Source organism: Paenibacillus sp. B46(2026) (genome assembly GCF_056786355.1).
Window position 1 is genome coordinate 6,215,570 of the sequence record NZ_CM165907.1, and the last position, 15,317, is coordinate 6,230,886.

The 15,317-nt window shown below is 49.4% G+C and carries 13 protein-coding genes; 8 read left to right on the forward strand and 5 right to left on the reverse strand.

The genetic code is table 11. The features are described from left to right. Positions 1-12: 12 nt before the first annotated feature. A complete protein-coding gene (locus tag AC1S8V_RS27555; RefSeq protein ID WP_482071520.1) occupies positions 13-960 on the reverse strand; it encodes a MerR family transcriptional regulator in 948 nt (315 codons plus the stop codon). A gap of 266 nt (positions 961-1,226) precedes the next feature. Between AC1S8V_RS27555 and AC1S8V_RS27560 the strand changes: the two genes are divergently transcribed. The 8 genes from AC1S8V_RS27560 to AC1S8V_RS27595 all read left to right on the forward strand — a co-directional run bounded on the left by AC1S8V_RS27560 (position 1,227) and on the right by AC1S8V_RS27595 (position 10,843). Further along, complete coding sequence (locus AC1S8V_RS27560) at positions 1,227-2,702, forward strand: phospholipase D family protein (protein ID WP_482071521.1); 1,476 nt, start codon at positions 1,227-1,229, stop codon at positions 2,700-2,702. A 125-nt stretch (positions 2,703-2,827) separates the two neighbouring features. Further along, positions 2,828-3,451, forward strand: coding sequence for a TetR/AcrR family transcriptional regulator (locus AC1S8V_RS27565; protein ID WP_482071522.1), 624 nt, complete (start codon positions 2,828-2,830; stop codon positions 3,449-3,451). Then, the gene (locus tag AC1S8V_RS27570) at positions 3,448-3,789 is read left to right on the forward strand and encodes a DMT family transporter (RefSeq protein ID WP_017691902.1); all 342 of its coding nucleotides are present in this window, start codon (positions 3,448-3,450) and stop codon (positions 3,787-3,789) included. The genes AC1S8V_RS27565 and AC1S8V_RS27570 overlap by 4 nt, the downstream gene beginning before the upstream one ends. Further along, positions 3,789-4,103, forward strand: a complete 315-nt coding sequence (locus AC1S8V_RS27575; RefSeq protein WP_062836933.1) for a DMT family transporter — start codon at positions 3,789-3,791, stop codon at positions 4,101-4,103. The genes AC1S8V_RS27570 and AC1S8V_RS27575 overlap by 1 nt, the downstream gene beginning before the upstream one ends. A gap of 163 nt (positions 4,104-4,266) precedes the next feature. Next, positions 4,267-4,398, forward strand: a complete 132-nt coding sequence (locus AC1S8V_RS27580) for a hypothetical protein (RefSeq protein ID WP_482071523.1) — start codon at positions 4,267-4,269, stop codon at positions 4,396-4,398. A 211-nt stretch (positions 4,399-4,609) separates the two neighbouring features. Next, positions 4,610-5,557, forward strand: a complete 948-nt coding sequence (locus AC1S8V_RS27585; RefSeq protein ID WP_482071524.1) for a TetR/AcrR family transcriptional regulator — start codon at positions 4,610-4,612, stop codon at positions 5,555-5,557. Positions 5,558-5,590: 33 nt separating this feature from the next. Beyond that, the gene (locus AC1S8V_RS27590; protein WP_482071525.1) at positions 5,591-8,827 is read left to right on the forward strand and encodes an efflux RND transporter permease subunit; all 3,237 of its coding nucleotides are present in this window, start codon (positions 5,591-5,593) and stop codon (positions 8,825-8,827) included. A 351-nt stretch (positions 8,828-9,178) separates the two neighbouring features. Next, positions 9,179-10,843: a PucR family transcriptional regulator gene (locus AC1S8V_RS27595; RefSeq protein ID WP_482071526.1), complete on the forward strand. Its 1,665-nt coding sequence runs from the start codon at positions 9,179-9,181 to the stop codon at positions 10,841-10,843. 15 nt (positions 10,844-10,858) lie between these two features. Here the strand turns inward: AC1S8V_RS27595 and AC1S8V_RS27600 are convergent, their stop codons facing one another. The 4 genes from AC1S8V_RS27600 to AC1S8V_RS27615 all read right to left on the reverse strand — a co-directional run bounded on the left by AC1S8V_RS27600 (position 10,859) and on the right by AC1S8V_RS27615 (position 15,293). Then, positions 10,859-11,086, reverse strand: a complete 228-nt coding sequence (locus tag AC1S8V_RS27600; protein WP_062836929.1) for a hypothetical protein — start codon at positions 11,084-11,086, stop codon at positions 10,859-10,861. Beyond that, on the reverse strand, positions 11,086-12,531 hold the full coding sequence (gene hydA, locus AC1S8V_RS27605) for a dihydropyrimidinase (protein ID WP_482071527.1): 1,446 nt from the start codon (positions 12,529-12,531) through the stop codon (positions 11,086-11,088). Before hydA ends, AC1S8V_RS27600 begins: the two co-directional genes overlap by 1 nt. After that, on the reverse strand, positions 12,528-13,823 hold the full coding sequence (preA, locus tag AC1S8V_RS27610) for an NAD-dependent dihydropyrimidine dehydrogenase subunit PreA (protein WP_482071528.1): 1,296 nt from the start codon (positions 13,821-13,823) through the stop codon (positions 12,528-12,530). Before preA ends, hydA begins: the two co-directional genes overlap by 4 nt. Before the next feature lie 102 nt (positions 13,824-13,925). Next, positions 13,926-15,293: an NAD(P)-dependent oxidoreductase gene (locus AC1S8V_RS27615; protein WP_482074596.1), complete on the reverse strand. Its 1,368-nt coding sequence runs from the start codon at positions 15,291-15,293 to the stop codon at positions 13,926-13,928. Positions 15,294-15,317: the final 24 nt, after the last annotated feature.

Here is a 15,317-nt window from a genome sequence, read left to right on the forward strand (position 1 = left end):
TTGAGATTATGTTTAATTATTGGCCTGTCCGAACCTTGCACCAGGTGGTCGCTCTGCGAAATACTCCCGCTCCATCCATGACTGCCAATCTGCTGAACTGTCAGGCATGATCCACTGCGGGTAACGAGCATGCTTTGCGCGCTCGTAGCCCTTCCCACCAAGTACAAAGCGCATTTGTGGAAACTCGCTCTTGATTCTCTCTATCAGCTGATCACATTTTTCAAGAAGCCCTGGACTTGTGATCGAAAGGCAGACCAACTTGATCTTCTGCTCCCGGATAATCGGAAAGAGACCTTCCTCTGGGGTGTTGGCACCGAGATACAATACTTCCGCCCCATTTTTACGCATAAACAGAGAGAACAGCAGCAACCCAACCTGATGGTGCTCTCCTTCCGGACACAGCGCCAGAACTTTGGGCAGATGCGGATAGATCGGGAAAAGATGGAAGAACTGATAGAACCGCTGGGAAATCAGCTGTGTCATGAAGTGTTCCTGTGCTACCGAAGCCCTGCCTTGCTCCCACACATCCCCAACCCGAACCAGAATGGGCACCAGCACATGATAGAACATCGAGTCGTAACCGTACATGGTAAAACCAAAATCAATCAAACCATTGGCACGTTCGCCCTGAAAGTTGTAGAGCGAGTCATAGATCTGATCTGCCATGCGTGCATAGGCTTCTTCCATCGTGGGCACCGGAGCCATGATCGGCATGGGTACGGCCGCCTCGGGCGGATTTAATTTGTTTACTTTCAACATCCGCACCGCTTCCGAAATATTGGTCTGATGTAGCTCAACCTGTTCTTTCAACCAGCGCAGATCCGCAACATTCTCTTCGGTATACATTCGATAACCCGATTCCGTCCGCTCAGGGGTGACCGCACTGTACCGATTCTCCCAAGCCCGGATTGTTACCGCCCTGATACCGAGCATGGCTGCGACTTGTTTGATGGAATACACCTTATTACCCACTTTCTTTCCTAAATGTCCAGATTTCACAGGTTATATCATTGGTTCCCCGTCCTTGTCAGGCATATGAAAACCCTAACATTCCACAAAAATAATACACTCATTATACACAACGCTCAGACACCTGTCGATTGCATCCTGTCAATTTTGCCATATGCATTTTACAGATATATTTGCTCTCCTTCGGTCTCTACTGCGTCAACGTTAACATCCGTGTGGTAATAGAAGTCAGCAAGAACAGAAGGGGGAGTCCACCGTTGGTCTCATTACGCCGCCATACATCAGACCGCAAGTCTTCACGCGGCAAATTTCCATACATACGAACAGGGCTCGCCCTATTAGCATTATGGCTCATCGCCGTCATGCTCTATAAGACCTACAAACCATTACCACCGGGCATCTCCTATGAAAGTCCAGAGTACCGTGTAGATCAAGTCGAGTTCCTGCATGACCTCACCTACCCTTCATCTGACGGACAGATGCAGCACGAACAGCAGATCTTCCAGCGCATGATGCAGATTGTGGAGGAAGCAGAGCAGTTTGTCCTGGTGGATATGTTCCTGTTCAATAATTATCAACACAAAGGACAGAACTTCCCACCTGTAAGTGCAGAATTCACCGATGCTCTGGTCGCCAAAAAAAATCAGCATCCTGATATGGACATCTGCTTTATTACAGATGAAGTAAATACCAACTATAACTCAGCACCCAATCCGTTGCTGGAACAAATGACAAGAGCAGGTATTCACGTGGTCATCACCGATGTGAACCCTTTGCGTGATTCAACTCCCGTATACTCTGCGGTCTGGCGAACCTTCTTCCAATGGTTTGGCCAATCCGGGGATGGCTGGATTAAGAACCTGATGGCCACAGATGGTCCTGATGTAACCGTGCGTTCCTATCTCAAGCTGCTCAATGTGAAAGCGAATCATCGCAAAGTTGTTGTTAGTGAAAAGACGGCGATTGTCTCTTCTGGCAATATCCATGATGCGAGCGCCTACCACTCGAACATTGCCTTTGAAGTAACAGGTCCAATCATTGGAGATATTCTTCAGTCAGAGCAAGCTGTACTCGATATCTCAGGCGGGGGCCAGGTTCCTGCCTACACCGTGCCTTCCACGGATTCGAACACGGGAGATTTGCGAATACGCTATCTAACTGAAGGCAAAGTGAATGACACTGTACTCTATGAGATCAATCAGGCTGGCAAAGGTGACACCTTATGGATGGGCATGTTCTATGTGGCCTCTCCTAAAGTATTAGAAGCCCTGCTGGAAGCCGCAAAACGAGGAACCGAGATCCGGCTTGTACTTGATCCAAATGAAAATGCCTTTGGTCAGGAAAAGATCGGCATCCCGAACCGTCCTGTCGCTGCCGAATTGCATGATAAATCCGATGGCAAAATACAGATCCGCTGGTATAACACCACCAAGGAGCAATACCATACCAAGATGATCTATCTTGCCAAAGCAACCGGAGATCATATTGTTCTCGGTGGCTCAACCAACTTCACTCCAAGAAACATGAATGACTACAATCTGGAGAATGATCTATGGGTTGCTGCTCCTCCAGACAATAAGTTCACGCTTGATATCGTGAATTATTTCGAGCGTATTTGGAATAATGATGATGCCGAGTTTACGCTAAACCTGGATGAGTTTCAGGAGAAGACTACGTTTTTGAAAGGTATCCTATATAAGCTGCAGCTGATTCTCGGTTTTACGACCTTTTGATCAGAAACTAAATCCCTATCTATTATATCCGTCTGTACTCTATTGTGCAGGCGGATATTTTTATCTTGACAGGCAATGTGAAGTGTGAAAATATATTACCTAACGACCGTTAGGAAGGTGATCTGATGACTGCACAATCCATTCGGGATGCAGCCCTGTTCCATTTTGCCAGAGATGGCTATGAGGGGGCTTCTCTAAGAGCTATTGCGGATGAAGTCGGGATTAAAAAACCGTCCATATATGCACATTTTAGCTGCAAGGATGACTTGTTTTTGCACACCCTGGCCTTTGCTTTTCACGAAGTAAAACGACACACACTGGAATATTTCCGTGATCATGCGGATCTGCCATTGGAGCAGAGGCTGAAAGGCTTGCTGATCTGGTTCGAACAAGAATACAATGCCCATGCTTCGGCTCGGTTGATGTTGCGCAATTGTTTTTATCCACCACTTTCTCTCTATAGCGAAGTGATGGATCTGGTGTATCCGTTTATCGATGGCATGGAACGTGCACTGACTCGTCTGCTGCAAAGGGCAATGCGTAATGAAGATATACCGCCCCTTCCCGCGGAACAAGCCGCCATTGCATTTATGACGTTTCTCGACGGTATTACCGTGGAGATTATCTATGGAAGCTCACGTCGGTACAAGAGACGATTGGAAGCATCCTGGCCTGTGTTCTGGCATGGCATTCATCATCTGAACGAAGAGGCACAAAGCGTTGTGCCGGAAGGAGATTCAACATCATGAACCGCAACTGGTTATATGTGTTTATCGGTGGAATTATTGAGATTGTCTGGGTAAGCGGGCTGAAACATGCCTCCAATGCCTGGGAGTGGACTTTGACGGGGATTGCCATCGTGATCAGTTTTGGACTGATCATTGCCGCATCCAAAAGGCTGCCTGTCGGTACGGTATATGCCGTCTTTACGGGAATTGGTACGGCGGGTACCGTCCTTACGGAAATGGTACTGTTCGGCGAGCCGTTTCGCTTAGCCAAAGTATTGCTCATTGGACTGCTGCTCTGCGGCGTAATCGGACTGAAGCTGGTTACGGATCAGCAAGAAGCCAAGGGAGGTGCTGTATAATGGCTTGGATGGCAATTGTAGGTGCAGGGATATGTGAAATTTTCGGCGTGATCGGCATTAATGGTGCTTCTACTCGCAAAGGATGGCCTTACATCGTTCTGATGCTGGTATCGTTTGTGTTCAGCTTCTCGCTGTTATCCTATGCCATGACATCCATTCCCATGGGCACAGCATATGCCGTGTGGACCGGGATCGGAACGGTCGGCAGTACGTTAACAGGCATGTTCCTGTTCGGTGAGCGAAAAGAAGCGAAGCGTATCTTGTTTATTGCGATGATTTTGGTGGCAGCCGTTGGGTTGAAACTGATCACATAACGGAACAACTGAATTACACTCTATATCTCCGGTGATAAAGGCGAACACTTCGTTTCTTCAAGTTGGTTCAGACGACTTTCGATCAGGAAGTCGTCTTTTTTTAGATATGATAGAAATAAGGAACTTCCCTATACTCTGCTACGTAAGAAAGGATGTCGTAATCATGAAAAAGATATTATCACGCATGGGTTCTTTTACAGGGTATACCCTTCTGATCGGCATAGCCATCTTCTATCTCATCGCTTTAGTCGCCATTATTATACTCGCCTTGTACGCCTTTACTGGAGTAAACTAGCTTATCCAATCTTGATACCTTATCCATATCGTACATACAAGCTGCCTTGTTACTTGCCGTCTCTCCTTCCCTTTGATCAGCCCCTTTTCTCCATATATATTTTCCAATTTACTCCCATTTGAATTCTTTCAACCAGATCGTTTATACTTAGCTTGACCCTAAAGTCAATTTAAGAACTCACAAGTTCCCTGATGAGGTGAAAGTATCGTTAATGAACCCTATACACGAGATGAATGAGAAGAAAAAACTCATCATTACTACAGCACTCAAGCTATTCTCGGCAAAAGGCAGTGCAGCAACCTCCATGCAGGAGATTGCAGAGATATGCGGGATGTCCAAGGGAAGCCTTTACCTTATATTCAAATCCAAAGAGGAATTGGAAGACAGCACGATGGAGTACTGTTTATTTACGCTCATAGACGAACTATCCCAGATCGAACATGAAGCTGACCTTACTCCGAGAGAACGTTCACACAAACAGATTGAGACACTGCTCGGCCATGTGTCCGAGCTAAAGGAATTTTTACGAGTGCAAATGCAAAGCATGATGATGAATGATGAGCCACATCGCAAGGAAAAATGCAACCCGCAGCATAAAGATCTGGAGATCCTTACGCTACACGGTTTCAAGGACAAACTGGAAGATATGTACGGACCGGAGATTGAACCCTATACGATAGATCTTATTTTGCTCATACAGGGTCTGTTCCTCTCCTACGTTAAGATCTGGTTTACGGAAATGCCTTCCCTTACCGTCTCCAAAATGGCAACCAATATGCTGCAAATGATTGATTATGCAGCTTACGGATTGCTCGATCAGCGCCCTGCGCCTTTGATTTCTTTGGAAGACTGGCCCGCATGGAGTAGTGATCCAAACACAGACTCCACTGTGATGCGTCATCCCATTCACATCATCAAGCAAATGCAGGATATCGCTGGTTCCGATTTGCCCGCAGGGCAAACAAAGAATGATGTGCTCGAAACCATCGCCATTCTCAGACAGGAGATGATGGAATTCACGCCGCGGCGTGCCATCATTCTCGGCATGATGCACAATTTGGAGAGCGTATCTGCCATCAAACCTTTGCACTCTGAGCTTAAGCACAGTCTGGATGCCAAGTATAGCCGGTTTATCCAGGCTGACTCGTCACATATATAAACAGGAGAAACAGAGAGGAGAAGAAACCATCGTATGAAAGGTATTATTAATTTTTCACTGAACAACAAGTTTGCGATCTGGATTCTGACGATCATCATCTCTTTCGCAGGTTTGTACAGCGGACTGACGATGAAACAAGAGACGATTCCGAACATCAACGTACCGTTTCTGAATGTCACTGCCATTGATCCGGGGGCTGCACCGGAGGGAATTGTTGAGGATGTTACGAAGCCGCTGGAAGTAAAACTACGCAATGTGGATGGCGTGAAGACGGTTACCTCCACTTCCATGGAGAATGCAGCATCGATCACACTCGAATTTGATTATGGCACAGATCTGACCAACGCGACGGCAACCATTCGTGAGGCACTGAATGAAGTACAACTGCCTGACAGCGTGCAGAAACCGACCATTTCCAAGTTCAGCATTAACTCTTTCCCGGTTGTATCTCTAAGCCTGTCCGACAAGGACGGTGGTGACCTGGAACAATTGACACGACTGGTTGAATCGGATATCCAGCCTGCACTCGAAGATATTGACGGTGTAGCTCAGGTTCAGGTTTCCGGTCAATATGTGAAAGAAGTTCAATTGAAGTTTGATCAAGCCAAAATGGCTGAGCTGGGCCTAACTGAAGATACGGTAAACGGCATCGTTCAAGGTTCATCCATTCGTGTACCCCTTGGACTGTTCGAACTGGATAAATCCCAGAAGGCCGTTGTCGTAGATGGGAACATTATCGACATCGATGATCTGAAAAACCTTGCCATTCCAGTCGTACCCGGGGGTGTCGGCGCTTCTGCAGGCAATGGTCCAAGCACTGCTCCACAAGGCTCTGGAGCACCAACTGGTGAAGCTGGTCAAGGTACCGCTCCTGGCTCTGCACAAGGAACGGACCAGGCTGCAGGCCAAGCTGCTGGCGGCAATGCCAGTGTAGGTAGTCCTTCAGGCGCTGCCAACGCGCCTGGCATTCCAACTGTAAAACTAAGTGAAATTGCCAAGATCGAAGTCATCGGTCAAGCGGAATCCATTTCCCGGACAGACGGCAAGGAATCGATTGGTATTTCCATTGTAAAATCCAACGATGCCAACACGGTTGATGTTGTTAACGCAGTCAAAGACAAAGCGGAAGAGTTGCAAACGCAGTTCAAAAATGCTTATTTGACTGTCCTGCTCGACCAAGGTAAGCCGATTCAAGACTCGGTGAACACGATGCTGGGCAAAGCCGTTTTTGGCGCTTTGTTTGCCATCCTGATCATCCTGCTATTCCTGCGTAATATTCGTTCAACCATTATCTCCATTATCTCGATCCCGCTCTCCTTGCTCATGGCATTGACTGCGCTCAATATGATGGATATCACCTTGAACATGATGACGCTGGGTGCCATGACGGTTGCCATTGGACGGGTTGTCGATGACTCCATCGTTGTTATCGAGAACATCTACCGCAGATTAACACTCAAAGGTGAGAAACTGAAAGGCCGTGAACTGGTTCGCGAAGCAACTCGCGAGATGTTCGTTCCTATCCTTTCTTCCACGATCGTAACGATTGCGGTATTCCTGCCCCTGGCATTGGTAAGCGGTATGGTGGGTGAGCTGTTCCTGCCATTTGCACTGACCATGGTATTCGCCTTGCTGGCATCCCTGATCGTTGCCATTACCATCGTACCGATGCTCGCGCATACCCTGTTCCGTAAAGGGTTGAAGAACAAGCAGAATCACGAGGAAAAACCAGGCAAGATGGCGGAAGGTTACAAACGCCTGTTGAACTGGACACTGTCACACAAACTCATCACGGTTAGTATTGCAGTGATTCTACTGGTCGGAAGTTTATTCCTGTACCCGTTCATCGGTGCAAGCTTCTTGCCGGAACAACAGGATAAGTATGTGACCATTACGTATAGTCCACAAACCGGGGCTTTGCGTGAAGATGTGGAAAAAGAAGCACTCGTTGCCGAGAAGTGGTTGCTGGAACAACCGGGACTGGAGAAAATGCAATATTCCATCGGCGGCACGAACCCACTGAGCAGCATGGGTGGCGGTGGCGGAAACTCAGCACTCTTCTATATCGAATATAACGAAGATACAAAAGACTTTGCTCAAGTGAAAGAACAGCTTGTCGAAGGTCTGAAGAAGGAAGTTACTGTAGGAACCTGGAATGAGCTCGACATGTCCGGCGGTCTGGGTGGCAGCGGCCTGAGCCTCTCCATCTATGGCGATAATGTAGAGCAACTCAAACCTGTATCGGATGAAATTCTGAAACTGGTTGAAGCGGATACGGATAATTTTGAAAAAGCAGATACTACACTCGCTGACACCTACGGGCAGTATACACTCGTGGCGGATCAAGAGAAACTGAGTTCCCTGGGTCTGACTGCAGGCCAATTGGCTATGACATTAAGCCCAGCACGGGAACGTCCTGTGCTCACAGAAGTCGATATTGATAACAAAACGTATAAAGTATATGTAGAGACAGACAACAAAACATTCAGCAGCATTAAAGAGATTGAGGATGAAACCGTCACTTCACCGCTTGGCATTGAAGTACCGATCAAAGATGTTGCCAAAGTGGAAGAAGGTACATCCCCGAACTCCATCATGCAAATTGATGGTAAGGTTGTTGTACAAGTGACAGCCAACATCCTGGCTTCGGATGTACAGAAAGCTTCGAGCAACTTACAGGCTGAGATCGACAAGCTGGATCTGCCTGATGGCGTTGAAGTGAAATTCGGTGGTACAACCGAACAGATTAATGATACCTTCACTCAACTGGGTCTCGCCATGCTTGCAGCCATCGCCATTGTATACTTCGTGCTCGTTGTTACATTCGGTGGCGGATTGGCACCATTCGCAATCCTGTTCTCCCTGCCATTTACGGTTATTGGTATTATGGTCGGCTTGTTCATCGCGGGTGGTACGCTTGACGTCTCCGCCATGATGGGTGGACTGATGCTCATCGGAATCGTGGTCACCAACGCCATCGTGTTGATCGACCGTGTTATTCACAAGGAAAAAGAGGGTATGCCTACCCGTGAAGCCTTGCTGGAAGCCGGTGCAACACGTCTGCGTCCAATTCTGATGACCGCTCTTGCAACCATCGGTGCCCTGTTGCCACTGGTAACGGGTCTCGAAGAGAGTGCGGGTATCATCTCAAAAGGATTGGGAATCACCGTTATCGGCGGTCTGATCAGCTCCACGCTGCTCACACTGGTTATCGTACCGATTGTGTATGAGTTCCTGATGAAATTTAAAAAGAAAAGAATCGAAGATTAAGAAGTAGAGAGTCGTGCTCATGTAACGGTTCGAGTACAACTTAAATACAGACTATAATATTTAGCTTCTCGCCCCTTAGCGCATATTGGAATGATTGAATTCCGATGTGATGTTAAGGGGCTTTTTTTTATGTAAATTCACACGAGACATAGACTGACATATAAATTCACATTTTAATCAAAATCACAAAAAGCACAGTTCCATTTGTCATTTGAAACAAATGAACGTTAGATTTCAGCCCATCGGCTGTAAATCGAATTATAATATGGATTAATTATGCAAGTTGAAGGATTCCAGACTCCAGATAGATCACATGTATTGCGGAAGGACGGTGGTTGTGTGGGGGAGACCATGCTTCATATTCAAGTCAGAGACATGTTAAAACGTCCCGTATTTCGCAAGGCAGAAGTCCTTGCCAGTGAACGCGCACTGGAGCGGTATGTTCGCTGGGTTCATATCATGGAGGTTCCTGAGGTAGGCGACTTACTCAATGGCGGGGAATTGGTGCTGACGACAGGCATTGGCTGGCAGGAAGGTGAGCAGCAAGGTCTGTCTTTTCTGCGTCAGTTAATTGCACGTGGGGCTGCCGGACTCTGTATGGAACTGGGGGATCACACCAAGTCGCAGCTCGGGGCTATGAAAGAAATTGCAGTCGCAGCAGATTTCCCGCTGATCTGGTTCCGTGAACAAGTCCGTTATATTGATATTACGCAAGACCTGCATTTTACCCTGATTCGCAGTCATCAGCGGATGATTGCCGAACTCGACAGTCTCACCACCTCCTTTAACCAACTTCTTCTGAATGGAGACGGGGTACAACCCCTGCTTCGATTATTGTCACGTACAACCGGATATGCCGTGGCGTTATATCCACTTGAAGGGGAAGCAAGTAGTGTCCCCTATTGCCCTCCAGAGCAGCTGGAGACTCGTCGGCAGGATTGGTTTTTGCAACGAGGACATTCGGAGGGAGAGGATACTACAGCGTTAAAAGCATACATGGATAACACATTGCATGCGTTCAGCATGCCTGTTCGGGCGTTAGACTACACCTTTGCCGATCTTGTACTCATGCATCACAAATTGCCAGAGCACGATTCAAGCATACCGATCAAACCCTCGGATGAATTCGTCATTCAGGCACTTGAACGTTGCGCGGCCGCGATTGCCCAGGACTGGATGCGAACCAAGTACATGGAAGAGAAACGTCGCTACAAAGAAGATATGTGGGTCATTGACTGGCTTAACGGACATCACTCCACGAAGGAAATCCATGAATATGTATCTACCGTTAATCCCCATCTCGCAACGAGCAAAGCCACGATTATCTTATACGACAGTAACCCTGCATACACAGACAGCCTCAAACTTCAGAAATTATTGATCCAACGCAACATCGTCGCCCGTTCCGTTTTTGCTCGGGAAAACTTCACCCTCTACAGTACCGTTCTGAACCACCAGATCATTCTCATCATTCTAGACCCACTATCTGGATCTCAGCGCAAAAGCAGTCTCTGGCGCTGCATCGAACAGCTGCAGCAGCACGAGCAGGAACAGACCCACTGCCTCTTCTCAGGCCTGTTCGGTATCGGTCATAGCTGCGCGGACCTCTCCCGTCTCAAGGATAGTCTGGAATCCGCAAAGGAGACACTGCGAATTCAGAAGGACATTGGTGTGATGCAGCAGCCCTTTTACAGTAACCTTCATTGTTACCGCATCATTGCCAGTATGAAACAGAGCGGTAATCTGGATGATTTCATCGAAGAATATCTGGGGCCGCTCATCCGTTACGATGTAGAGAAAGGAGGTCAGCTGCTACGCACACTCAAGCAATATCTGGTCCTGTGCTGCTCCAAGCAAGAGACGGCCACCGCTCTATTTATTGTTAGACAGACGCTGTATCACCGTTTGGACAAAATCGAAAATTTGCTCGGGGAGGACTACATCCTCCCGGAGAAGCGGGTAGCGATCGAACTTGCACTCTATGCCTATGAGTATGTTCATGGGCCAATCACTTGAAGAGCTGGGCATTGTCTAAGCTCCCCGCTGCTCCTGAAGCTGCCGAATCAGGATGTGACTGAACCACTTCCGCCCAGACGCCGTGCCCACGTATTGCTCTTGTTTCTCTTCGGGAAGATCCGGGTGCCCCCATATCACGTGAGCACCCTCCAGATGTTCCCGTACCGCATAGATCCGATAACCCTGTGCAACCATTCGCTCTATGGCGATTCTCTCCGCTTCAAACACATCATGATCCGACATCAGCTTCTCCCTCCATTCACTGCCGTCACAGGCTGTTTCATCGGTATGGGTGCACCTGCATCATACTTGTTGCGCTTCACATATTGGCCTGCCCCTGCTGTTCCGGCATACTGCCGATCTCGAATGACATATTCCCCGCGGCACAACACCGTCACCGGACACCCCAATACCTGCATGCCTTCAAATGCACTGTAATCCACATTCATATGATGCGTATCTGCCGAGATCACTCTGTTAACAGATGGGTCAAAAATAACGATATCCGCATCCGTCCCTACAGCCAAAGTCCCTTTCTGCGGAAATAACCCAAATAACTTGCTCGCTCTTGTCGAGCATAGATCGACCCACTGATTCAGCGTGATCCGCCCCTTGACTACACCTTCCGAATATAGAATGCTGAGGCGATCTTCGATGACAGGCCCCCCGTTCGGAATTTTGCTGAAATCATCCTTGCCCAGGTCCTTCTGCCCTTTGAAATTAAACGAGCAATGATCGGAGCCAATTGTCTGCAACTGACCGCTTTTTAATGCATTCCACAGTACTTCCTGATGAGCTGCTTCCCGGAGCGGTGGTGACCAGACATACTTTGCACCCTCGAAGTCAGGCTGATCCATGATCGACTGATCCAACGTCAAATACTGCGGACAGGTCTCCCCCCAGATCCGGTAGCCCATTTCACGCATGCGTGCGATCTGCTCCACCGCTTCCGCACAGGTCACGTGCACCACATACAGCTGTGAATCCGCAAGTGCAGCCAGACGCGCCGCACGCCCTGTCGCTTCTCCCTCCAGCATGGATGGACGAGTCAGCGCATGATGAATCGGCTCCGTACGCCCTTCGGCGAGCGCCTGTCGAACCAGCAGGTCAATGACATCCCCGTTCTCGGCATGAACCATGACAAGTGCGCCGTACTCTTTTGCCTTTTGCAACGTCTGGAAGAGAATCCCGTCATCGGCCTGAAACTGGTTTTTATATGCCATGAAAACCTTGAAGGATGACACACCTTCTTCTTCAATGATCTGCGGTAACTCTTCCAGCACCTGATCATTCATCTCCCCGATCATGAGATGGAAACCGTAGTCGATGGCGGCTTTACCCTCGGCTTTGGCATGCCATTCCTGGAGGGATTCGATTAATGGGCGGCCTTTTTGTGTCAGGCAGAAATCAATGATCGTTGTTGTGCCGCCAAAGGCTGCCGCTGTCGTTCCCGTCGCAAAATCATCCGCCGTTACCGTTCCACCAAATGGCATATCCAGATGTGTATGCGGGTCGATACCGCCCGGAATGACGTAACACCCCGCTGCATCCACAATTTCCGTTCGTTCGTCAGGCACCAGTCCGATGCCAATCTGTGTGATTTTACCCTTTTCGATCAAAATATCTGCTTCAAAGGTATCTGACGCTGTGACCAACACACCATTACGAATCAATTTGCGGGTACTCATGATATCGCCTCCTTGGTTGATTGATCTCTAACCGATTGTAGCATCGCAATCGCAGACTGACGTTCATTCCAGGTTACAGCTTCCTGCTCTGGCAAAAGTTCAACCATCTCAATCGCCCCATCCACCGGGCAAACGATCGAACACAGATTGCAGCCAACACAGTCCTCTTCCACCACTTCCAGATAGGAGCCGGACGGGTCGGTCAACATATCAATACACTGATGCGAGGTGTCCTCACAAGCAATATGGCATTTGTTGCAGTTGATGCAGACATCGCGGTTGATGCGGGCGACCACTTTGTAGTTCAGATCCAGATTGCCCCAATCCGAGTAACGTGGAACCGTCTGACCTACCAGTTCTGCTACACTGCTCAGACCCTTTTCATCCAAATAATCGTTCAAGCCATCAATCATGTCCTCCACAATGCGAAATCCGTGATGCATCGCTGCGGTACATACTTGGACCCCTGTAGCACCCATGAGCAAAAACTCTGCTGTGTCCCGCCAGTCGGATATGCCACCTATGCCCGAAATCGGTACACCCACCTCTGGATTACGCGCACACTCGGCAACCATGTTCAGTGCAATAGGTTTCACCGCTGGGCCACAGTATCCGCCATGCGCTCCTTTGCCACCCACATGGGGCACGGTATTCCACGAATCCAGATCCACACCTGCAAGGGAGTTAATCGTGTTGATCAGGGAGATGGCATCTGCGCCGCCGCGGACAGCTGCCCGGGCAGTTGCCGTAATATCCGTGATATTCGGCGTGAGCTTCACGATCACCGGTGTGGTCGCCACTTCCTTAACCCACATCGTCTGTAGCTCCACAAGGTCAGGCTGTTGACCGGAGGCAGCTCCCATGCCGCGTTCAGCCATACCATGCGGGCAGCCAAAGTTCAGCTCCAGACCGTCCACACCGACGGCCTCCACCTTTTTCACAATCTCATGCCACTTCTCCTGCGTAGGCTCCACCATCAGTGAGGCGACAACCGCACGATCCGGGAAGCGCTTCTTGGTCTCGGCAATCTCCCGCAGATTCACTTCCAGCGGACGATCCGATATCAATTCAATATTATTAAACCCCGCCACCCGCTGTCCGCCAAAATGGACTGCCGCGAAACGGGAGGATGTATTGATAATTGGCTCTCCCAGCGTCTTCCACACCGCACCGCCCCAGCCCGCCTCGAACGCACGCTGAACCTGATATCCGGTATTGGTTGGTGGTGCAGAAGCCAGCCAGAATGGATTGGGTGATCGAATACCTGCCAGATTAATGGATAAGTCAGCCATAACCATCCCTCCTTGGTGTTGTTTGAACTTGCAGTCTGCCGCTTACGGCACGGAAGATACTTACACGTACAGTTTGTTGCCCGTGCATTGTATAGCGCCTGCTCACGCCGTCTCTTCCACCTGTCCAGGCAACGCCTTCATAACTGCCGCGGCAGCCAGCTTACCCTGTTGTGCAGCCGAGACAACCATCGCCTCACCCTGACCCTGACCAAAAATAACATCTCCTGCCGCATAGATCTGAGGGTGTGAGGTACGGTACGTATGCGGCTCAATCTCGACCACACCCCAGTGGTGACGCAGCCCAAACGCTTCAATTAATGGTAATAAACGATGCTGTCCTATCGCCCGAATGACCGTATCACATTCAATCATGAACTCCGATCCCTCCACAGGCACGGGCAACGCTCGCCCACCGCCAGGCGGGGTAATCAACTCCATTTTCACGCATTCCACAGCTTGAACCCGACCATTCTCGTCTCCAATGATACGCTGCGGCATCGTAAACCAGCGGAACTCCACACCCTCCTGCTTGGCAAAAGTATATTCAAACGCATACGCCGTCATCTGGCTTTCCCCGCGCCGATATAACATCTGCACCCGCTCGGCACCAAGACGTACCGAACAGGTCGCTGCATCTACCGCCGTATTGCCCGCGCCAATAACGGCGACCTTCAGACCATTCAGCGCGGGCGGAACCCCCTGCTTTGTGGACTCGACCAGTTCAATCGCATCATAGACACCTTCCAGTGTCTCCCCCTCAATGCCCAGCATAGGTACTGAACCCATGCCACATGCCAGAATGACTGCTTCATGCTGCTCCAGCAGCTGCGTAGCAGGGATATCTACACCGATGCGCACCCCATAACGGATCTGCACACCAAGCGCTTCCACCTGCTCGACTTCCCATAGCGCAACCGATTCAGGCAAACGGAAGGATACAATGCCGTACGTATTCAACCCGCCGCCTTTGGGTTTGGCTTCGTAGATCGTCACCTCATAACCTGCGCGCCCCAGTTCACGTGCCGCTGACAAGCCCGCTGGCCCCGCTCCCACAACAGCAACGGTTCTCCCATTGGCGGGCGCTGCCTGGAATAATGGCTCATTCTTCGCCCGCGCCCAGTCTGTGGCGTATCGCTGCAAGTCACCGATCCGAATCGGCTTCGACGATTCGTTCAGCACACATGCGCCTTCACACAGTTCCTCTGTGGGGCAGACGCGTGCGCAGCTGGCTCCAACCGGATTCGCATCCATGATGGTGCGGGCCGATCCTTTCAGGTGCCCTGTTGATATTTTGCTAATAAAAGAAGGGATATTAATGTCGGTTGGACAAGCCTTGATACAAGGTGCATCGTAACAGTACAGACAGCGGTTCGACTCCTCCATCGCTTCCTTGCCTGTCATGGCGGGTTTCATCTCGACAAACCGACTCTCCCACCCATAATCGGATAACGTTGTTCCTGAGCTGTTCATCAATGTCATGCACCTCCTGAAGTT

What these genes read in the sequence shown, in the direction of transcription:
- preA (WP_482071528.1), bottom strand. Translation starts at nt 13,823, where the DNA reads ATGGCTGACTTATCCATTAATCTGGCAGGTATTCGATCACCCAATCCA.
- AC1S8V_RS27615 (WP_482074596.1), bottom strand. Translation starts at nt 15,293, where the DNA reads ATGAACAGCTCAGGAACAACGTTATCCGATTATGGGTGGGAGAGTCGG.
- AC1S8V_RS27595 (WP_482071526.1), top strand. Translation starts at nt 9,179, where the DNA reads ATGCTTCATATTCAAGTCAGAGACATGTTAAAACGTCCCGTATTTCGC.
- AC1S8V_RS27565 (WP_482071522.1), top strand. Translation starts at nt 2,828, where the DNA reads ATGACTGCACAATCCATTCGGGATGCAGCCCTGTTCCATTTTGCCAGA.
- hydA (WP_482071527.1), bottom strand. Translation starts at nt 12,531, where the DNA reads ATGAGTACCCGCAAATTGATTCGTAATGGTGTGTTGGTCACAGCGTCA.
- AC1S8V_RS27590 (WP_482071525.1), top strand. Translation starts at nt 5,591, where the DNA reads ATGAAAGGTATTATTAATTTTTCACTGAACAACAAGTTTGCGATCTGG.
- AC1S8V_RS27585 (WP_482071524.1), top strand. Translation starts at nt 4,610, where the DNA reads ATGAACCCTATACACGAGATGAATGAGAAGAAAAAACTCATCATTACT.
- AC1S8V_RS27580 (WP_482071523.1), top strand. Translation starts at nt 4,267, where the DNA reads ATGAAAAAGATATTATCACGCATGGGTTCTTTTACAGGGTATACCCTT.
- AC1S8V_RS27575 (WP_062836933.1), top strand. Translation starts at nt 3,789, where the DNA reads ATGGCTTGGATGGCAATTGTAGGTGCAGGGATATGTGAAATTTTCGGC.
- AC1S8V_RS27570 (WP_017691902.1), top strand. Translation starts at nt 3,448, where the DNA reads ATGAACCGCAACTGGTTATATGTGTTTATCGGTGGAATTATTGAGATT.
- AC1S8V_RS27600 (WP_062836929.1), bottom strand. Translation starts at nt 11,086, where the DNA reads ATGTCGGATCATGATGTGTTTGAAGCGGAGAGAATCGCCATAGAGCGA.